At 72.7% G+C, this 19,284-nt stretch carries 13 protein-coding genes; 11 read left to right on the top strand and 2 right to left on the bottom strand.

Annotated elements, in window-relative coordinates; translation table 11 throughout:
* The first annotated feature begins 61 nt into the window (after positions 1–61).
* From mreC to ACFYXS_RS01940, 6 genes are all read left to right on the top strand, one after another.
* Positions 62–1,015: a rod shape-determining protein MreC gene (mreC, locus tag ACFYXS_RS01965; RefSeq protein ID WP_389242744.1), complete on the top strand. Its 954-nt coding sequence runs from the start codon at positions 62–64 to the stop codon at positions 1,013–1,015.
* On the top strand, positions 1,012–1,620 hold the full coding sequence (gene mreD, locus ACFYXS_RS01960; protein WP_389242742.1) for a rod shape-determining protein MreD: 609 nt from the start codon (positions 1,012–1,014) through the stop codon (positions 1,618–1,620). Before mreC ends, mreD begins: the two co-directional genes overlap by 4 nt.
* Entirely contained in the window at positions 1,617–3,824 is a 2,208-nt protein-coding gene (gene mrdA / locus ACFYXS_RS01955) for a penicillin-binding protein 2 (RefSeq protein ID WP_389242740.1), read from the top strand. Before mreD ends, mrdA begins: the two co-directional genes overlap by 4 nt.
* Complete coding sequence (gene rodA / locus ACFYXS_RS01950) at positions 3,821–5,017, top strand: rod shape-determining protein RodA (protein WP_389242738.1); 1,197 nt, start codon at positions 3,821–3,823, stop codon at positions 5,015–5,017. Before mrdA ends, rodA begins: the two co-directional genes overlap by 4 nt.
* 60 nt (positions 5,018–5,077) lie before the next feature.
* The gene (locus ACFYXS_RS01945) at positions 5,078–6,619 is read left to right on the top strand and encodes a CHAD domain-containing protein (RefSeq protein ID WP_389242736.1); all 1,542 of its coding nucleotides are present in this window, start codon (positions 5,078–5,080) and stop codon (positions 6,617–6,619) included.
* A gap of 120 nt (positions 6,620–6,739) precedes the next feature.
* Positions 6,740–8,665 carry a TIGR03960 family B12-binding radical SAM protein gene (locus tag ACFYXS_RS01940; protein WP_389242734.1) on the top strand — a complete coding sequence of 642 codons (1,926 nt, stop codon included), beginning with the start codon at positions 6,740–6,742 and terminating at the stop codon, positions 8,663–8,665.
* Between the two features lie 87 nt (positions 8,666–8,752).
* Here ACFYXS_RS01940 and ACFYXS_RS01935 read toward each other — a convergent pair whose 3' ends face one another.
* Positions 8,753–9,928, bottom strand: a complete 1,176-nt coding sequence (locus ACFYXS_RS01935; protein ID WP_389242732.1) for an ROK family protein — start codon at positions 9,926–9,928, stop codon at positions 8,753–8,755.
* 126 nt (positions 9,929–10,054) lie between these two features.
* Here ACFYXS_RS01935 and ACFYXS_RS01930 point away from each other — a divergent pair, with 126 nt between their 5' ends.
* Positions 10,055–11,515 carry an APC family permease gene (locus ACFYXS_RS01930; RefSeq protein ID WP_389242730.1) on the top strand — a complete coding sequence of 487 codons (1,461 nt, stop codon included), beginning with the start codon at positions 10,055–10,057 and terminating at the stop codon, positions 11,513–11,515.
* A 60-nt stretch (positions 11,516–11,575) separates the two neighbouring features.
* On the opposite strand, the gene ACFYXS_RS01925 is transcribed toward ACFYXS_RS01930, so the two are convergent.
* A complete protein-coding gene (locus tag ACFYXS_RS01925; RefSeq protein WP_389242728.1) occupies positions 11,576–12,379 on the bottom strand; it encodes an SDR family NAD(P)-dependent oxidoreductase in 804 nt (267 codons plus the stop codon).
* 86 nt (positions 12,380–12,465) lie between these two features.
* Between ACFYXS_RS01925 and ACFYXS_RS01920 the strand changes: the two genes are divergently transcribed.
* The 4 genes from ACFYXS_RS01920 (at position 12,466) to ACFYXS_RS01905 (ending at position 19,255) form a co-directional block, all read left to right on the top strand.
* Positions 12,466–13,314, top strand: coding sequence for a helix-turn-helix transcriptional regulator (locus ACFYXS_RS01920; RefSeq protein ID WP_389242726.1), 849 nt, complete (start codon positions 12,466–12,468; stop codon positions 13,312–13,314).
* Positions 13,315–13,347: 33 nt separating this feature from the next.
* A complete protein-coding gene (locus ACFYXS_RS01915) occupies positions 13,348–13,863 on the top strand; it encodes a GNAT family N-acetyltransferase (RefSeq protein WP_389242724.1) in 516 nt (171 codons plus the stop codon).
* A gap of 253 nt (positions 13,864–14,116) precedes the next feature.
* A complete protein-coding gene (locus tag ACFYXS_RS01910) occupies positions 14,117–14,890 on the top strand; it encodes a TIGR03936 family radical SAM-associated protein (RefSeq protein WP_389242721.1) in 774 nt (257 codons plus the stop codon).
* 219 nt (positions 14,891–15,109) lie between these two features.
* The gene (locus ACFYXS_RS01905; RefSeq protein ID WP_389242719.1) at positions 15,110–19,255 is read left to right on the top strand and encodes an Rne/Rng family ribonuclease; all 4,146 of its coding nucleotides are present in this window, start codon (positions 15,110–15,112) and stop codon (positions 19,253–19,255) included.
* Positions 19,256–19,284 lie beyond the last annotated feature (29 nt).

The raw sequence follows: 19,284 nt of genomic DNA, 5'->3' as shown, positions 1-19,284 counted from the left end.
GGCACGGCACACCGGGCCCACGGCCCACACGCTCTGACGAGGAAGGCACGGACTGGCCCCCGTGAGGGACACACGAGAGAGCCGGCTTCTGCTGGTGCTGCTGGTGGCGATCGCGTTCGCGCTGATCACCGTCGACATCCGCGGTGGTGAGGACTCACCGCTGGACGGCGCCCGGTCCGCCGCGTCCGCCGTCTTCGGCCCCGTGGAGAACGGGGTCGCGGCGGCCGTCGATCCGGTGGACAACGCCGTGGACGCGGTACGCGACTCGGGCGGCCGCAGCAGCCGGATCAGCGAACTGGAGCGGGAGAACGCCGAGCTGAAGCAGCAGCTCGGCAGCAAGGACGCCACGCGCGCCCGCGCCCGCGAACTCGACAAGCTGCTCAAGACCGCCGGGGCCGGCCAGTACCGCGTCAAGGGCGCACAGGTCATCGCCATAGGAGCCGCGCAGGGCTTCTCCTGGACGGTCACCATCGACGCCGGCGCCAACGACGGCATCGAGCGCGACATGACCGTCATCAACGGCGACGGGCTGGTCGGCCGGGTGACCACCGTCGGGCCGTCCACCTCCACCGTGCTGCTCGCCTGCGACCCGGACTTCACCGTCGGCACCCGATTGGAGAGGTCCTCCGAACTCGGCTTCGCCAGCGGCCAGGGCAATCGCCCCATGCAGGTGCAGCTGCTCAACGGCAAGGCACACGTGCGGAACGGCTACCGGCTGGTGACCTTCGGGTCGCAGGCCGGTAAGCCGTTCGTGCCCGGTGTCCCGGTGGGCACCGTGACCAAGGTCGAACGCGCGGGCGGCGGCCTCACCCGCACCGTCGAGGTCACCCCCTTCGTCGGCTTCACCAAGCTCGACATCGTCGGCGTCGTGATCCAGGGCCCGCGCAAGGACCCCCGCGACTCCGTGCTGCCCGCGGGCCCGAAGCCGATCCCGACGGTCACCGTCACGGTGACGCCGAGCGGCAACCCCTCCGGGTCCCCGCAGTCGCCCGACGGGCAGGAGGAGATCCGATGAAGCGCGTGCTGCTCTCCACCGGCCTGGTGGTCGCCGCCATGGTGATCCAGGTGTGCGTCCTGGCCCGGCTGCACCTGCCCGGCGCGGTGCCGGACCTGCTGCTCCTGGTCGTCCTCGGCCTCGCACTGACGTACGGCCATGTCGCCGGAGCCCTCATCGGGTTCGGCGCAGGCCTGCTCGCCGACCTCGCCCCGCCCGCCGACCACGCCGCCGGGCGCTACGCGCTCGTGCTGTGCGTCATCGGCTACGCCGCGGGCCTGGCCAAGCCCGACAGCGGCCAACTGCGCTCGGCCACCCGGCCGATGCTCGTGGTCGTCGGCGCGGCCATCGGCTCCACCGTGCTGTACGCCCTCGTCGGCGCCCTCGTCGGCGACACCGCGGCGCAGCATGTGGGCCTGGGCAAGCTGCTGTTCACCGCCGCCCTGTACGACCTGCTGCTCGCGCCGTTCACCGTGCCCTGGATCATGGGCCTGGCCCGGCGTCTGGACAACGACCCGCTGGCCGACGACGCCTCCGCGTCCGGCTTCGGCGCCCGCATCGGCGGGCAGCGCCCGAGCCTGCTCGGCAAGGTGGGCAGCGTCGCCAAGGGAGGGCGGCGGCTGTGAGCAACATCCCCGAGACCGGCCGCACGCCCCGCGTCACCATCCGGCTGGTGGTCCTCCAGATCCTCGTGCTGTCGCTGCTGTTCACCCTCGGCGGCCGCCTGTGGTTCCTCCAGATCCGCGACGGCGACGCGTACACCGCGCAGGCCAACAGCAACAACGTCCAGGAAGTCGTCACCCCCGCCGTGCGCGGGGCGATACTGGACGCCAAGGGCGTGCCCCTGGCCGACAACGAGACGCGCCTGGTGGTCTCCGCCAGCCGGACCGACCTGCTCAAGCAGAAGGACGACGGCAGGGCGGTACTGACCCGGCTGGCGTCCGTGCTGCACATGAAGCCGGACGAGGTCCGCATGAAGGTGCGGCTCTGCGACTCGCAGACCCCCAAGCCGTGCTGGAACGGTTCCCCGTACCAGCCCATCCCCATCACCGACGAGGCCACCACCCAGCAGGCGCTGCAGATCATGGAGCGCCGCGAGGACTTCCCCGGCATCACCGCGGAGCCCACCGCCGTGCGCCGCTACACCTCGCCGTTCGGGGCCAACGCCTCCCAGGTGCTCGGCTACCTCTCGCCCGTCACCGACGACGAGATCACCGACGCCGAGAAGGAGGGCCGGTCGCTGCTGCGGTCGGACCAGATCGGCCGTTCGGGCCTGGAGCGCACGTACGACACCCAGCTGCGCGGCACGGCCGGTGTCACCCGCTACGAGGTGGACAACCTCGGCCGGGTCATCGGCAAGGCCGGCGAGACCGCCGCCGTGCCCGGCAGCAACCTGGTCACCAGCATCGACGCCCACGTCCAGGCGGTCGCCGAGAAGGAACTGGACCAGGCGATGAAGGTCGCCCGCAAGACCTTCGACACCGTCACGGGCAGCTACTACAAGGCGGACTCCGGCGCTGTCGTCGTCATGGACGTGCACACCGGCCAGGTCATCGCCATGGCCAGCGCCCCGACCTACGACCCCAACGTGTGGGTCGGCGGCATCTCGGCGAAGGACTACGCCAAGCTCACCGGCAAGAAGTCCAACTTCCCGCTGCTGAACAGGGCCATACAGGGTCAGTCCGCCCCCGGTTCGACGTTCAAGGCGATCTCCACCTCCGCCGCGGTGAAGGCCGGCTACTCCATCGACGGGCACTACCCCTGCCCGTCGTCGATGACCATCGGCGGCCGCGTCTTCAACAACTTCGAGGGCGAGAGCGCCGGTGAGATCACCCTGGCGCACGCGCTGGAGATCTCCTGCGACACGGTCTTCTACCACCTGTCCTACGACCAGTGGCTCAAGGACGGCGGCACCAAGCCCAAGAAGCACCCCGCGGACTGGTTCTACAAGACCGCCAAGGCGTACGGCCTGGGCTCGGTCACCGGCATCGACCTGCCCTCCGAGGTCACCGGCCGCATCCCCGACCGGCAGTGGAAGCGCGACTACTACGAGGCCAACAAGACCTACTGGTGCAAGGTCGCCAAGAGCGACAAGCAGGACTACGCGAGCCAGATCGCGCGCGAGAACTGCGTCGACGGCTATGTGATGCGCGCCGGTGACTCGGTCAACTACGCCATCGGCCAGGGCGACACGCTCGTCACCCCGATCCAGATGGCCCGTGTCTACTCGGCCATCTCCAACGGCGGCAAGCTGTACCAGCCGACCATCGGCAAGGCGATCATCAGCGCCGACGGCAAGACGATCACCAGGATCAAACCGAAGGTCACCGGGCAGGCCCCGGCGAGCGCGAAGACCCTGAAGTACATCAACCAGGCCCTGGAAGGCGTCGTCACCAGCGGTACCGCGGCCTGGCGCTTCAACGGCTGGCCGCAGGACAAGATCACCCTGCACGCCAAGACCGGTACCGCGGAAGTCGCCGGCAAGCAGACCACCTCGTGGTTCACGACGTACTCCAAGGACTACGCGGTCATCATGACGATCTCCCAGGGTGGTACGGGTTCCGGTGGTTCCGGTCCGGCCGTCCGCGCCATCTACGAGGCCATGTACGGCGTCCAGAAGGACGGGTCGATCGACAACAAGAAGGCGCTGCTCCCGCACCCCGAGAGCGCGCTGCCCAAGATCACCGCGGACGGCACGATCCAGACCCGCAAGGCCTCCTACGACGTGCCCGCCCTCCCGTCCGCCCCGGGCGACGGCGTGTTCACCGCCGCCGCGCTGCCGCCGGACCGCACCGAGAGGTTCCTGCTGGGCAGGAGGTACGGGGCATGAGCACGAGCGGCTACACGATGCGGCGCTTCACCCCCGAGCGGGGCGCCCTCGGCAAGCTCATGGCGCGCGACTCGATAGTGCGCCGGATGGACTGGGTCCTGCTCGGCGCGGCGCTCGCGCTGTCGATGATCGGCGCCGCCCTGGTGTACTCGGCGACCCGCAACCGCACCGAGCTCACCCACGGCGACCCGCTCTACTTCCTGCTGCGGCACCTGCTCAACACCGCGATCGGCTTCGGCCTCGCGGCCGGCACGGTGGCGCTCGGCCACCGCCGGCTGCGCGGCGCGGTGCCGGTGCTGTACGCGATCTCGGTCCTGCTGGTGCTGGCCGTGCTGACCCCGGTCGGGTCGACGGTCAACGGCGCGCACGCCTGGATCGTGCTCGGTGGCGGCTTCTCCCTGCAGCCGTCCGAGTTCACCAAGCTCACCATCATCCTGAGCATGGCGATGATGCTCTCCGCCCGGGTGGACGCCGGCGACCGGCTCCACCCGGACCACCGCACCGTGGCCCAGGCCCTGGGCTTCGCCATACTGCCGATGGCCATCGTCATGCTGATGCCCGACCTCGGCTCGGTCATGGTCATGGCGGTCATCGTGCTCGGTGTGCTCCTCGCCTCCGGCGCCTCCAACCGCTGGGTGCTCGGCCTCATCACGGCGGGCGCCGGCGGCGCCGTCGCGGTGTGGCAGCTCGGCGTCCTGGACCAGTACCAGATCGACCGCTTCGCCGCCTTCGCCAACCCCGCCCTCGACCCGGCGGGCGTCGGCTACAACACCAACCAGGCGCGCATCGCGATCGGCTCGGGCGGACTGCTCGGCAAGGGCCTGTTCCACGGCAGCCAGACCACCGGCCAGTTCGTGCCGGAGCAGCAGACCGACTTCGTCTTCACGGTGGCGGGGGAGGAGCTCGGCTTCGTCGGCGCGATGCTCATCATCGTCCTGCTCGGCGTCGTCCTCTGGCGGGCCTGCAAGATCGCGCGCAATGCGACCGACCTGTACGGCACGATCATCGCCGCCGGCATCGTGGCCTGGTTCGCCTTCCAGGCCTTCGAGAACATCGGCATGACGCTCGGCATCATGCCGGTCGCCGGCCTGCCGCTGCCCTTCGTCTCGTACGGCGGATCCTCGATGTTCGCGATCTGGGTCGCGGTCGGGCTTCTCCAGGCAGTGAAGATGCAGCGCCCGATGTCCGCCTGAACGAGTCCATTGGGTGAACGCACCATTGCGGCGCACCCAACCCCCGATTACGGTCCAGGCATGGGAAAGCGTGTCGCGGAGACCGAGCGCAAGTACGAGGCCGCCGGGCGGAGCAGGGAGCCCGATCTGGACGGACTGCCGGATGTGGCGTCCGTCCGGGTCATGGAACCGGCCGAGCTCGACGCGATCTACTACGACACCCCCGACCTGCGCCTGGCGACCCGGCGCGTCACCCTGCGGCGGCGCAGCGGGGGCGACGACGCGGGCTGGCACCTGAAACTGCCCACGACCCTCGCCGACACGCGCACCGAGGTCCACGCGCCGCTCGGCAAGCAGGGACGCAAGGGCGGCCCGCGCGTCCCCGCGGCCCTCGCCGACGAGATCGCCGTCGTCGTCCGCGGCCGGGAACTCGTCCCCGTCGTGCGGCTGCGCACCGCCCGCGAGCGGGTCCGGCTGCTGGACGCCCACGGCGACGCGCTGCTGGAGATCGCCCGCGACCACGTCACCGCCGCCGTCCTCGACAGCGGCGGGCACCCCACCTCGGAGACCAGCTGGGACGAGGTGGAGGCCGAACTCGTCCACGGCGGCAGGGCCCTGCTCGACGCCCTGGAGAAACGCCTCGCCAAGGCCGGGCTGCGGCGCTCCGACAGCCCCTCCAAACTCGCCCGCGCCCTCGGCGACCGCCTGGAGGCGGCCCACCGGCCGTCCGCGCCGCCCGCGTCCGTCGTCACCGCCGGCGACGTGGCGATGACCTACGTCCACCAGCAGGTCGACGCCATCGCCGCCTGGGACCCCGCCGTCCGCCGCGACGAGGCGGACGCCGTCCACCAGATGCGGGTCTCCACCCGGCGGCTGCGCAGCGCCCTGAAGAGCTTCCGCCGTGAACTCGACCGCGGGGCCACCGACCCGATCGGCGACGAACTGAAGTGGCTGGCCGGGGTCCTCGGCCTGGAGCGCGACCGCGAGGTGCTCGCGGAACGCCTGCGGGACCGCCTCGACGACCTGCCCGGCGACCTCGTCGCCGACGACCTGACCGAACGGGTCGGAGGCGACGCCCCCGTCCACGAGGGCGCCCGCGCGGAACTCCTGCGGGAACTCGGCGGGCCGCGCTACTTCCGGCTGCTCGACACGCTCGAGTCCCTGCTCGCCGCCCCGCCGTACCTCGACCGCGCCAAGGCACCGGCGGCCGAGGCCACCGCGAAGGCCGTCAGCCGGGACCACGGCCGCCTGCGCGAGCGCGTCGAGCCCGCACTCGCCATGGAGCGGGGCCACGAGCGCGACCTCGCCCTCCACGAGGCCCGCAAGGCCGCCAAGCGCGCCCGCTACAGCAGCGAGGCCGCCCAGGCCGCCCCCGGCCTGCGCAAGCCCGCCAAGAAGCACACCAAGCGCATGAAGTCCGTGCAGCAGCTCCTGGGCGAGCACCAGGACAGCGTCATCTGCCGTGACGCCGTCGTCCGCCTCGCCGACGACGCCCGCACGGCCGGCGAGGACACCTTCCCCTACGGTGTGATGTTCCAGCTCGAACGCGACCTCGCCGACACGGCGGAGGACGCACTGCCCAAGGCCTGGAAGAAGGCCGACCGCGGCAGCCTCGCGGGGTGAGTCGCCCCTCCGGCGGCCCCTCCCGGGCCGGTGGAGGGGATGCGTGGACGGCCGGGGAGCCGACCGTGACGCGTTACGCTGAATGGTCACCACCCTGCCAGCTCACGAAAGACACCTCTCATGCCTGTCGAGTCGGTCTTCCCTCGCCTGGAAGCGCTTCTCCCCCACGTTCAGAAGCCCATCCAGTACGTCGGCGGAGAGCTGAACTCCACCGTGAAGGACTGGGACTCCTGTGACGTCCGCTGGTCTTTGATGTACCCGGACGCCTACGAGGTCGGGCTCCCCAACCAGGGCGTCATGATCCTTTACGAGGTGCTCAACGAGCGCGAGGGCGTGCTGGCCGAGCGCACCTACAGCGTCTGGCCGGACCTGGAGGCGCTGATGCGGGAGCACGGCGTCCCGCAGTTCACCGTGGACGCCCACCGTCCGGTGAAGGCCTTCGACGTGCTCGGCCTCAGTTTCTCCACGGAGCTCGGCTACACGAACATGCTCACCGCCCTGGACCTCGCGGGCATCCCGCTGGAGGCCCGGGACCGCACCGAGGACGACCCGGTCGTCCTCGCCGGCGGCCACGCGGCGTTCAACCCCGAGCCGATCGCCGACTTCCTGGACGCGGCCGTGATCGGCGACGGCGAGCAGGCCGTGCTGGAGATCACCGACGTCATCCGGGCCTGGAAGGCCGAGGGCCGCCCCGGCGGCCGCGACGAACTGCTCTTCCGGCTGGCCCGCACCGGCGGGGTGTACGTGCCGAAGTTCTACGACGTGGAGTACCTGGCCGACGGCCGGATCGCCCGCATGGTGCCCAACCGCTCCGGTGTGCCGTGGCGCGTGTCCAAGCACACGGTCATGGACCTCGACGAGTGGCCGTACCCCAAGCAGCCGCTGGTCCCGCTCGCCGAGACGGTGCACGAGCGCATGTCCGTGGAGATCTTCCGCGGCTGCACCCGCGGCTGCCGCTTCTGCCAGGCCGGCATGATCACCCGCCCGGTGCGCGAGCGCAGCATCACCGGCATCGGCGAGATGGTCGAAAAGGGCCTGAAGGCGACCGGCTTCGAGGAGGTCGGCCTGCTGTCGCTGTCCTCCGCGGACCACACCGAGATCGCCGACGTCGCCAAGGGCCTCGCCGACCGGTACGAGGAGGACAAGATCGGCCTGTCCCTTCCCTCCACCCGCGTCGACGCCTTCAACATCGACCTGGCCAACGAACTCACCCGCAACGGGCGCCGCTCCGGCCTCACCTTCGCCCCCGAGGGCGGCTCCGAGCGCATCCGCAAGGTCATCAACAAGATGGTCTCGGAGGAGGACCTGATCCGCACCGTCGCCACCGCCTACGGCAACGGCTGGCGCCAGGTGAAGCTGTACTTCATGTGCGGTCTGCCCACCGAGACCGACGAGGACGTCCTGCAGATCGCCGACATGGCGAAGAACGTCATCCAGAAGGGCCGCGAGGTCACCGGCCAGAACGACATCCGCTGCACGGTCTCCATCGGCGGGTTCGTGCCCAAGCCGCACACCCCGTTCCAGTGGGCCCCGCAGCTCGGCGTCGAGGAGACCGACGCCCGCCTGGAGAAGCTCCGCGACTCCATCCGCGGCGACCGCAAGTACAGCCGCAACATCGGCTTCCGCTACCACGACGGCAAGCCCGGCATCATCGAGGGACTGCTCTCCCGCGGCGACCGCCGCGTGGGCGCCGTCATCCGCGCCGTCTACGAGGACGGCGGCCGCTTCGACGGCTGGCGCGAGCACTTCAGTTACGACCGCTGGGTCCGCATGTGCGAGAAGGCGCTCCCGGAGCAGGGCGTCGACCTCGACTGGTACACCACCCGCGAGCGCACCTACGAGGAGGTCCTGCCGTGGGACCACCTGGACTCCGGCCTGGACAAGGACTGGCTCTGGGAGGACTGGCAGGACGCCCTCGACGAGACCGAGGTCGACGACTGCCGCTGGACGCCGTGCTTCGACTGCGGGGTGTGCCCGCAGATGGACACCCACATCCAGATCGGCCCGACCGGCAAGAAGCTGCTGCCGCTGACGGTCGTCAAGTAGCGCGCCCGCCCCGGCACCCGGGAGCACGCCCACGGGCCCGGGACACGGCAACCGCCGTGTCCCGGGCCCGTGGCCGTCCGGGCCACCTCAGTCCCGCGCGGTGCGGCGGTCGAAGACGACGTCGCGGGCGTGGTCGAGGGCGGTGGCGACCGCGCCGAGGAGGACGGCGTCCTCACCGAGGGAGCTGGGGGAGATGCGCGGGCGCAGCGGGGTGAGGCCGCGCAGTGACTCGCGCAGGGTGCTCAGGAGGAGGTCGGCGCTGTGGCCGACCCCGCCGCCGAGGACGATGAGGTCGGGGTCGAGGACGGCGGCGACGGCGGCGACGGTGTGGGCGAGCCGCTCGCCCTCCTGACGGACGGCGGCGACGGCCGCGGCGTCCCCGGCGCGGGCGGCGTCGAAGACCTTCTTGGCGGTGAGCGGGCCGGTCATGCCGAGCGCGCGGGCGGTGCGGACGACGGCGTCGCCGGAGACGGCGTCCTCCAGGGTGTCCGGTTTCTGCCGGCCGGGCCAGGGCAGGAAGCCGATCTCGCCGGCGGCGCCGTGGGCGCCGGTGAACAGCCGGCCGTCGGCGACGACGCCCATGCCGAGGCCGGTGCCGATCATCACGTAGACGAAGAGCCGGCTGCCCGCGCCGGCGCCGAAGGTGTACTCGCCCAGCGCGGCGAGGTTGGCGTCGTTGTGCACCGACAGGGGGACGCCCAGTTCCTCGCGCATCCGGTCGAAGAGGCCCGCGCGGCCCCAGCCGGGCAGGTGCATGGCGTAGCGGACGCGGCGCTGCTCGGGGTCGTAGACACCGGGGGTGGCGACCACGGCGTGGGCGACATCGGCGGGGGCGACGCCGGAGTCGGCCACGACGCCCCGCGCCGTGGCGACGACGAGCTCGGCCATGGCGGCGGAACTGCGGGCGCGGTTGCGCGCGTCGGCGCGGGCGACGACGGTGCCGTCGAGGTCGCAGAGCGCGACGCGCAGCCAGGCGCGGCCGATGTCGATGCCGAGGGCGTGGCCGGCGGCGGGGTCGGGTTCGTAGAGGACGGCGACGCGGCCGCGTTCGGGGACGTGCCGGCCGGCCTCGCGGACCAGTCCGTGCTGTTCCAGCGAGGCCAGGGCGCTGGAGACGGTCGGCTTGGACAGCCCTGTCCCGCGGGCGAGTTGGGCGCGGGAGGCGGGGCCCTCGCTGCGCAGCCGGTCGAGCAGCAGCCGTTCGTTGGTGCTGCGCAGGCGCTGCTGGTTCCAGGGCTCGGGGCCCCTGTCGCTGCCGCTCATCGGACCATTCTCATGCACCTCGGCCGGACCCCTTGACGCCATAAGTAAAGGTACTTAACTTAATCACGCCCCGGCGCCCAGGCGATGACCCGACGTCCCCCCGCTCTCCAGCCCACGGAGGCCCGCATGGCCGGCAGTGCACCCCCCGCAGGAGGCTTCGTCCGACGCATCGGCCTGTTCCAGGCCACCGCCATCAACATGAGCCAGATGTGCGGCATCGGCCCGTTCGTGACCATCCCGCTCATGGTGGCCGCCTTCGGCGGTCCGCAGGCCGTCATCGGCTTCGTCGCCGGTGCGGTGCTCGCCCTCGCCGACGGCCTGGTCTGGGCCGAACTCGGCGCCTCCATGCCGGGTTCCGGCGGGAGTTACGTGTATCTGCGGCAGGCGTTCCAGTACCGCTCGGGCAAGCTGATGCCGTTCCTGTTCGTGTGGACGGCGATGCTCTTCATCCCGCTGATCATGTCCACCGGGGTCGTCGGCTTCGTCCAGTACCTGGGCTACCTGGCCCCGGACATGGGCAGGACCACGGGCGACGTCGTCGGGCTCGTGCTGATCGCGGTCGTGGTCCTGCTGCTGTGGCGCGGCATCGAGTACATCGCCCGGCTCACCGCCGTCATGTGGTGCCTGATGATCGCCTCGGTGCTGCTGGTCATCGTCGCCGCGTTCACGCACTTCGACGCCCACCAGGCGTTCACCTACCCCGCCCACGCCTTCGAGCTGACGAGCAGTCACTTCTGGACCGGCTTCGCGGCGGGCCTGACCATCGGCATCTACGACTACCTCGGCTACAACACCACCGCGTACATGGGCGCCGAGGTCAAGGACCCCGGCCGCACCCTGCCGCGCTCCATCGTCTTCTCGATCCTCGGCATCATGGCGATCTACCTGCTGCTGCAGATCGGCACCCTCGGGGTCGTCGACTGGCACCGCATGACCGATCCCGGCGACATCGCCTCCTCGTCCGTGGCCTCCGCGGTCCTGGAGCAGACGTGGGGCAAGGGTGCCGCCCAGGTGGTCACCGTGCTCATCCTGATCACCGCCTTCGCGTCGGTCTTCGCCGGGCTCCTCGGGGGCTCGCGGGTGCCCTACGACGCCGCGCGCGAGCGGGTCTTCTTCCGGCCCTACGGCAAGCTGCACGCCAAGCACCGCTTCCCGGTGCTGGGGCTGGCCACGATGGGCGTCATCACCGGCATCGGCTTCCTCATCGGCCGCCACACCGACCTGGCCACTCTGATCCAGCTCCTGACCGCGGTCATGGTGATCGTCCAGGCACTCGCCCAGGTGCTCGCCGTCACCGTGCTCCGCCGCCGCCAGCCGGGGCTGCGCCGGCCCTACCGGATGTGGCTGTACCCGCTCCCGGGGCTGGTCGCGCTCGTCGGCTGGCTCGTCATCTACGGGTACGCCGACACCAATTCCCCCGGCCGCCACCCGATCGAATGGTCGCTGGCGTGGGTCGCCCTGGGCTGCGTCGCCTTCGTGGGCTGGGCGGCGTACGAGAAGGTCTGGCCCTTCGGGCCGAAGGAGATCTCCGAGGAGTACCTGGAGGGCGCCGACCCGGACGCGGAGACGACGGCCGTCACCGCGTGAGGCGGATCACGGGCCGGCCCCGGCGGTGTGCCGGGGCCGGCCCGCGCCGTGTGCCCGCTCTCACACGCGGATGCCGCCGTCGACACGCAGAACGGCGCCGGTGACGAAGGAGGCGCGGTCGCTGAGCAGCCAGGCGGCGGCCTCGGCGATCTCCGCGGGCTCGGCGGCGCGGCGGAGCGGGGTCATGGCGCCCAGCCGCTCGACCACGCCGGGGGAGTCGTGCTCCCACTCGCGGATCATCTCGGTCAGCGTGGTGCCGGGGGCGACGGCGTTGACACGGATGCCCTCGGGTCCGTACGTCACGGCGGCGGACTCGGTGAGGCTGTTGACCGCGCGCTTCAGCGCGCCGTAGACGGGCAGCTCCGGATTGGCGCCCCAGCTGCCGACGCTGGAGTTGTTGACGATGGCGCCGGTGCCCGCGGTGGCCCGGATCGCGGCGACCTCGGCCGCCATGGCCAGCCAGGTGCCGCGCAGGTTCACCGCGTAGACGCGGTCGAAGTCCTCCTCGGCCACCCGGTCCATCGGGCCGGGCGGCACGATGGTGGCGGCGTTGTTGAAGGCGGCGTCCAGACGGCCGTGGAGATCCACGACACGGTCGACGGCGGCGCGCACGCTCGCGGCGTCGGCCAGGTCGCACACGACGTGGTCGGCGGTGCCGCCCGCCGCGCGGATCTCCTCGGTCACCGTCTTGAGCTGGGTCTCCGTGCGGGCCGCGAGCACCACCGCGGCCCCCTCGCGGGCGAACAGCCGAGCCGCGGCGGCGCCGATGCCCCGTCCGGCGCCGGTGACGAAGGCGACCTTGCCGGCCAGCAGGCCCTGCCCGGTCGCGGAGGTGGAGGTGAGGGTCGTTGTCGTCTCGTTCATACCGGCGAGCCTGCGGCCGGCCGAGCGGCCCATCCAGGCACGGGCGGTACCTGGCTGGTCGGGGCGCACCCGCGCACACTGGAGGGGTGGACAGACGAGAACTGGGGGACTTCCTGCGCAGCCGCCGCGAGCGGATCAGCCCCGCGGACGTGGGCCTGCCCGCCGGCACGCGCCGCCGCACACCGGGGCTGCGCCGCGAGGAGGCGGCGCAACTGGCCTTCATCTCGACGGAGTACTACACCCGGCTGGAACAGGCCCGGGCCCCGCGCCCGTCGCGCGAGGTGCTGGCCGGGCTGACCCGCGCCCTGCGTCTGTCCGACGCCGAGCGCGACCACCTCCACCACCTCGCCCTCGGCGCCCCCGCGGCGCCTCCCGCCGGGCCCCCGCGGGAGGTGCGGCAGAGCATCCTCGACCTGCTGGACCGGCTCCCGAACGCCGCCGCGCTCGTGATGTCCGCGATGTACGAGGTGATCGCCTGGAACGACCTCGCGGCCGCGCTCCTGGAGGACTTCTCCGCCCTGCCGCGGCGCGACCGCAACCTGGTGCGCCGCCTGTTCCTCGGGGCGGGGGGCCGCCGGCTGTACGGGCTGTCGGACGTGGAGGCCTTCGCCCGCTTCTCCACCCGCAGGCTGCGGGCCGCCGCCGCCCGCTACCCCGACGATCCCGAGGTGTCCGAGCTGGTGGCCGAACTCCTCGCCGGCAGCGACGAGTTCACCCGGCTGTGGGAGTCCCACGACGTGACCGGCGAGCTGAACCTGCGCAAGACGCTGCGCCACCCGCTGGTCGGCACGGTCACCGTCAACTGCGACGTGCTGGATCTCTCCGACCGCGACCAGCACGTCGTCATCTACACCGCCGACCCCGGATCGCCGGCCGAGGAGGCCCTGCGTCTTCTGTCGGTCGTCGGGACCCAGCGAATGGACGTGCCCGGCTGAGCCGTCGGCCCGGAGGTGACGCAGACTGGGGCCGTGCCGCCCTCACTCGTGCGTCCCACCACCGCCGTCCACGCGTCCTACGTCGCCGCGATGGAGGAGTTCAGGGCCGAGGGACGCGGCGCCCGGGGCGAGATCTCGGCGATCGGGAACGCGCTGCGCGAGTACGGCGACCGCTGGCGGGACCCGGCGGTCTTCGCCGAGCACGTGGCGGACGTGCGGGGCCCGACCCGCGACCCGGTCGACCTGTGCGTGACGTACTGGTACGTGGACGGCGACGCCTTCCTCGGCCGGCTCTCCGTCCGCCCGCAACTGACCCCGCCCTGGGGTGAACTGCTCGGACACGTCGGCTACGACGTCCGGCCGTCCGCCCGGCGCAGGGGGCACGCGACCGCCATGCTCCGCGCCGCCCTGCCGCTGGTCCGCCAACTCGGCCTCGATCCAGCCCTGGTCACCTGCGACGCCGGCAACGTGGCCTCGCGGAGGGTCATCGAGGCCAACGGTGGGGTCCTGGAGGGCGCCACCGGGGGCAAGATGCGTTTCCTGGTGTGACGCGGGCGATCCCCGGGCGCCGTTCGGCGGCGCGCGTGGTGCCCGTCGGGCGCATGGTGCGGGGTGGGCATCCGACGGCACATGGGGTACGGGACGGTGTCCGGGGCCCGTGGTGCGCCGTGCGGATTCGGAAGTCCGGAACCCCCAGTAACCTGGAAGACGACAAGCAGCCCCACTCGGGGCGACCAGACGCACGAGGGACTGAACGACACTGGGCAAGCGACAGCCCGAAGGCCCGCCGCCCGCACCCGCGGTGCAGCGCATCCGACTGCGCTACACCAAGCGCGGCCGCCTCCGGTTCACCAGCCACCGCGACTTCCAGCGCGCATTCGAGCGGGCGCTGCGGCGTGCCGAGGTGCCCATGGCGTACTCGGCCGGTTTCACCCCGCACCCCAAGGTCTCCTACGCGAACGCCGCACCCACCGGCGTCGGCAGCGAGGCCGAGTACTTGGAGATCGCGCTCGCCGAGGCCCGTGAGCCGGAGAAACTGCGCCTGCTGCTGGACGAGTCGCTTCCGGGCGGTCTCGACGTCGTCGACGCCGTGGAGGCCCGCACCTCGGGTCTCGCCGAGCGGCTGGAGGCGTCGGTGTGGCAGCTGCGGCTGGACGGTGTGGAGCGGGCCGACGCCGAACGCGCGGCGGCCGCGTTCCTCGCCGCCGGGACCGTCGAGGTCCAGCGGATGACGAAGAACGGCGTGCGCAGTTTCGACGCGCGCGGCGCCGTGATCCGGCTCGAAGTGGTGGACCCGCAGGTAGCCGGGGCCCATGACGGCGCCTTCGAACAGGGTGCCGATAGGCCTGGGCCAGCACCTTGTGCGATACTGCGGCTGGTTGTTCGGCATTTGACACCTGCCGTGCGACCCGACGACGTCCTGTCCGGCCTCCGTGCGGTGGCCGACCTCGCGCCGCCGGTCCCCGCAGCGGTGACCAGGCTGGCGCAGGGGCCGCTCGACGAGGAGACCGGCACGGTGACCGATCCGCTCGCGCCTGACCGCGATGCCGCGACGGTACCGGAAGGCTCAGCGTAGGACTGCCGTCGTTTGTGCCGCCGAGGCGTTCGGGGTGACCCGGAACCGGCAGTACGCATCAGACGAGACTTTCGTCGGCCCGTCAGGGCGGTGCCGACGAGCGATACGACAGCTCCCGTGTGGCGCCCGCGCCCCCGGGCGGCGGCACCGCGAAGACGCGGGCCGCCGTGGACCGGATCAGGGCGCGGCGCCCGGGAGCGTGACGGGAGAAATGCCCGCATGCTCGAGAACAACGAGCCGAACGAGGCGCCCGAGAACGGCGCCCCTGGAACTGCCACCGGTGGCACCGGTGGCACCGAGAGCGAGGCGACGGCCGCTCCGCGCCGCCGGCGCCGCGCGGCCTCACGGCCCGCGGGTCCGCCCGCCGGCGCCGTGAACGCCCCCGAGGCGGCCGACGCGCCCGCCGGGACTCCGGCCATACCGGCCGAGGCGCCCGCCGACGCGGAGGCCGCACCCCCGCGCACCCGCCGCCGGGCCACCCGCAAGGCCGTGGCGCCGGAGATCCGGCCGGAAGAGACCGCGTCCGGCGACGCGACACCGGGAGACGCGGCGGAGGCCGCCCCGGCTCCGGCCCGCCGTCGCGCCACGCGCAAGACGGCCGCACCGGCGCAGACCGCCGAGGTACCGGAGGACATCGCGTCCCCGCAGACCGTGCCGGTGGAAGGCACGCCCGCTGCGGAGCAGGCCGAGCCGTCCGCCGCCCCGCCCCGTGCGCGGCGTCGTGCGACCCGGAAGGTGGCCAGCCCCGAGCCGGTCGCGACCGAGGCGCCGGCCGAGGCCGCCGACACGCAGGCCAAGGAACTTCAGGCGGACCTGCCGCTGCACGCGGAGACCGCGCCCGCTGCGGAGCAGGCCGAGCCGTCCGCCGCCCCGGCGCGCACGCGGCGTCGTGCGACCCGGAAGGTGGCCAGCCCCGAGCCGGCCGCGGACGCGTCCCCGGCTCCCGCCGAGATCGCGGCCGCCGCGGACGCGCCCGCCAAGGCGCTGCAGGAGCCGGCCGGCAGCCGGCGCGGCCGGGCCGAGAAGGCGGAGCGGACCCAGGAGGCGGAGCAGCCCAAGGCGCGCCGCAGCCGCAAGCGTGCCGCTCCGGCCGCGTCGTTCCTCGCGGCCGACGACGGCTCGCGCCGCCTCAAGCCGGGCGCGCTCGCGCCGCGTGAGGAGGAGGCGGCCACCGCGCAGGCGGAGGCCCCCGAGGCTCCCGCCCCCGCGGCCGCCGTCCCGCAGCGGCGCACCTACACGGCGAAGGCCATCCAGGACGGTTCGGGCTGGGCCGTCGAGGTCGAGGACGCCTACGAGATCCGCGGCTACGGCGACACCGTCGAGGCGGCGCGCGTCAAGGCCGTCGAGGCCGTGGCGGAGGCCTTCGGCGTGCCCGCGGGCAGCGTGGTCGTCGAGGTCCAGGGCGAGGTGCGTGCCGCCGAGCGGCCCGCGGCCGTGGAGCCCGTGGCCGAGGAGGCCGCCGTCGAGGAGGAGCCCGCGCCGACGCGGGGCCGCCGTCGCGCGACCCGCCCCCCGATGGCGGTGTTCCAGGCGCCGGTGTTCCAGGCGCCCGGTGTCGCGCCGGTGGATCGGCCGCAGGCCGAGCAGCCCGCCGAGCCCGAGAGCGACTCCGTCGAGCACGACGCCGACGGGCACGACGCCGACGAGTACCCCGTCGCCGAGAGCGCCGGCCGTCGTCGCCGTCGTCGCCGCCGCGGCGAGCCCGCCGAGGCGGTCGTGACCGAGGCCGCCGACACGCACCGCGGTGAGATCACCGACGAGCATGCCGACGAGCACGACGACGACCACGAGCACGACGACGCCGACACCGAGACCGACGAGCACGAGGCGGACGACGACCACGAGGGCGACCGTCCGTCGCGCCGCCGTCGTCGCGGTGGCCGCCGTCGCCGTCGCGGCGAGATCGCCGAGGGCGACGAGGCCGCCGCCGGCGAGGAGGACGAGGCCGACGAGGACGCCGAGGACGACGAGGACCAGGCCGGCGACAGCACGAGCAGCCGCCGTCGCCGCCGCCGTCGCCGTCGCGGCGGTGACGGCCCGGGCGAGGAGACCCTGGGCGAGGACGCGCCCGAGCGCACGGTCGTGAAGATCCGTGAGCCCCGCAAGGCCGCCGAGCCGGTCGACGAGGTGCAGTCCATCAAGGGCTCCACGCGTCTGGAGGCCAAGAAGCAGCGCCGCCGGGAGGGCCGCGAGCAGGGCCGTCGCCGGGTGCCGATCATCACGGAGGCCGAGTTCCTGGCCCGCCGCGAGGCGGTCGAGCGCGTCATGGTCGTGCGCGAGAACGGCGACCGGACGCAGATCGGCGTCCTGGAGGACGGCGTGCTCGTCGAGCACTACGTCAACAAGGAGCAGGCCACCTCCTACGTCGGCAACGTCTACCTGGGCAAGGTCCAGAACGTGCTGCCGTCCATGGAGGCCGCGTTCGTGGACATCGGCAAGGGCCGCAACGCGGTGCTGTACGCCGGTGAGGTCAACTTCGAGGCGCTGGGCATGGCGGGCGGCCCGCGCCGCATCGAGGCGGCCCTGAAGTCCGGCCAGCCGGTCCTGGTGCAGGTCACCAAGGACCCGATCGGCCACAAGGGTGCCCGCCTGACCAGTCAGGTCTCGCTGCCCGGCCGCTACCTGGTCTACGTGCCCGAGGGCTCGATGACCGGCATCAGCCGCAAGCTGCCCGACACCGAGCGCGCCCGGCTGAAGCAGATCCTCAAGAAGATCGTCCCCGAGGACGCGGGCGTCATCGTGCGCACCGCCGCCGAGGGCGCGAGCGAGGACGAGCTGCGCCGTGACGTCGAGCGGCTGCAGTCGCAGTGGGAGGACATCCAGAAGCGGGCCAAGACCGGCAACGCGCCGTCGCTGCTGTACGGCGAGCCGGACATGACCGTCCGGGTCGTCCGCGACATCTTCAACGAGGACTTCACCAAGGTCATCGTCAGCGGCGACACCGCGTGGGAGACCGTCCACGACTACGTCACCAACGTCGCGCCGGACCTCGGCGACCGGCTGAGCCGCTGGAGCTCCGAGGTCGACGTCTTCGCCACGTACCGGATCGACGAGCAGCTGCTGAAGGCGCTGGACCGCAAGGTCTGGCTGCCGAGCGGCGGTTCGCTGGTGATCGACCGGACCGAGGCGATGGTCGTCATCGACGTCAACACCGGCAAGTTCACCGGCCAGGGCGGCAACCTGGAGGAGACGGTCACCAGGAACAACCTGGAGGCGGCCGAGGAGATCGTGCGTCAGCTGCGGCTGCGCGACCTGGGCGGCATCATCGTGATCGACTTCATCGACATGGTGCTGGAGTCCAACCGCGACCTGGTCATGCGCCGTCTGCTGGAGTGCCTGGGCCGGGACCGGACCAAGCACCAGGTGGCCGAGGTCACTTCGCTGGGCCTGGTGCAGATGACCCGCAAGCGGGTCGGCCAGGGTCTGCTGGAGTCGTTCTCCGAGACCTGCGTGCACTGCAACGGACGCGGCGTCATCGTCCACATGGACCAGGCCACGGCGGTCGGCGGCGGCGGCAAGCGCAAGCGCCGTCGCGGCGGCGGCGAGGAGCCGGCGGCCGCGGAGGCGGGCGGCGTCACCGAGGTCGAGGCAGACGAGACCGAGGAGCTCCCCGAGTTGGAGCCGGTCGCGGTCACCGAGGCCGATCTGGTGCCCGCGATGGGCGCGGACGACGAGTGGTTCAGCAGCCCGGCCGAGGCCGAGGCGGCGGCCGGCCGGCGTTCCCGTCGGCGCGCGTCGCGGCGGGTCACCGCCCCGGTGAGCTCGCCCGACGCCACGGCGGAGGTCGTCACGGTCGTCCCGGCCGTGATCCAGGCCACCGAGCCGCAGGCGGCGGAGGCCGCAGCGGTCGTCGAGCCGGTCCAGGAAGCCGTCCCGGAGGCGGCACCCCCGGCCCGTACCCGGCGTCGTGCGACCCGCAAGGTCAGCGCGCCCAGCGCCCCGGCCGGCGAGGCCGAGACGGTGGTCGTCCCGGCCGCTGCGGAGCCGGTCGCCGAGCAGGCCCCGGCCGCCGAGCCGGAGCCCGTCGTGGAGACCGCCGAGGTCGCGCCGCCCGCGCCGCGCCGCCGTGCCACGCGCAAGGTGTCCGCCCCCTCCGGCCCGCCCAGCGCCGACGCCGAGGCCGCTGTGGTGGTCATCCCGGCCGGCGACGCGCAGCCGGCGGACGTGACCGCGGAACCGGTCGAGGACGCCGAGGCCGAGGCGGAGCCCAAGAAGCGGGCCCCGCGCAAGACCGCGGCCAAGAAGGCCCCGGCGAAGAAGGCCGCCGCGAAGAAGACGGTCGCGAAGAAGACCGCGGCCAAGAAGACGGCGACGAAGAAGTCCGCCGCCAAGGCCACGGCCGAGGCGCCCACCGAGGCGTCCTGACCCAGGGTCACCGCACGCGGGCCGTCTCC

It is taken from the genome of Streptomyces sp. NPDC002574 (genome assembly GCF_042889545.1).
GTDB lineage: Bacteria > Actinomycetota > Actinomycetes > Streptomycetales > Streptomycetaceae > Actinacidiphila.
This window is presented reverse-complemented; position numbering and strand designations above follow the sequence as displayed.

What these genes read in the sequence shown, in the direction of transcription:
- mreD (WP_389242742.1), top strand. Translation starts at nt 1,012, where the DNA reads ATGAAGCGCGTGCTGCTCTCCACCGGCCTGGTGGTCGCCGCCATGGTG.
- rodA (WP_389242738.1), top strand. Translation starts at nt 3,821, where the DNA reads ATGAGCACGAGCGGCTACACGATGCGGCGCTTCACCCCCGAGCGGGGC.
- ACFYXS_RS01945 (WP_389242736.1), top strand. Translation starts at nt 5,078, where the DNA reads ATGGGAAAGCGTGTCGCGGAGACCGAGCGCAAGTACGAGGCCGCCGGG.
- ACFYXS_RS01940 (WP_389242734.1), top strand. Translation starts at nt 6,740, where the DNA reads ATGCCTGTCGAGTCGGTCTTCCCTCGCCTGGAAGCGCTTCTCCCCCAC.
- ACFYXS_RS01935 (WP_389242732.1), bottom strand. Translation starts at nt 9,928, where the DNA reads ATGAGCGGCAGCGACAGGGGCCCCGAGCCCTGGAACCAGCAGCGCCTG.
- ACFYXS_RS01930 (WP_389242730.1), top strand. Translation starts at nt 10,055, where the DNA reads ATGGCCGGCAGTGCACCCCCCGCAGGAGGCTTCGTCCGACGCATCGGC.
- ACFYXS_RS01925 (WP_389242728.1), bottom strand. Translation starts at nt 12,379, where the DNA reads ATGAACGAGACGACAACGACCCTCACCTCCACCTCCGCGACCGGGCAG.
- ACFYXS_RS01905 (WP_389242719.1), top strand. Translation starts at nt 15,110, where the DNA reads ATGCTCGAGAACAACGAGCCGAACGAGGCGCCCGAGAACGGCGCCCCT.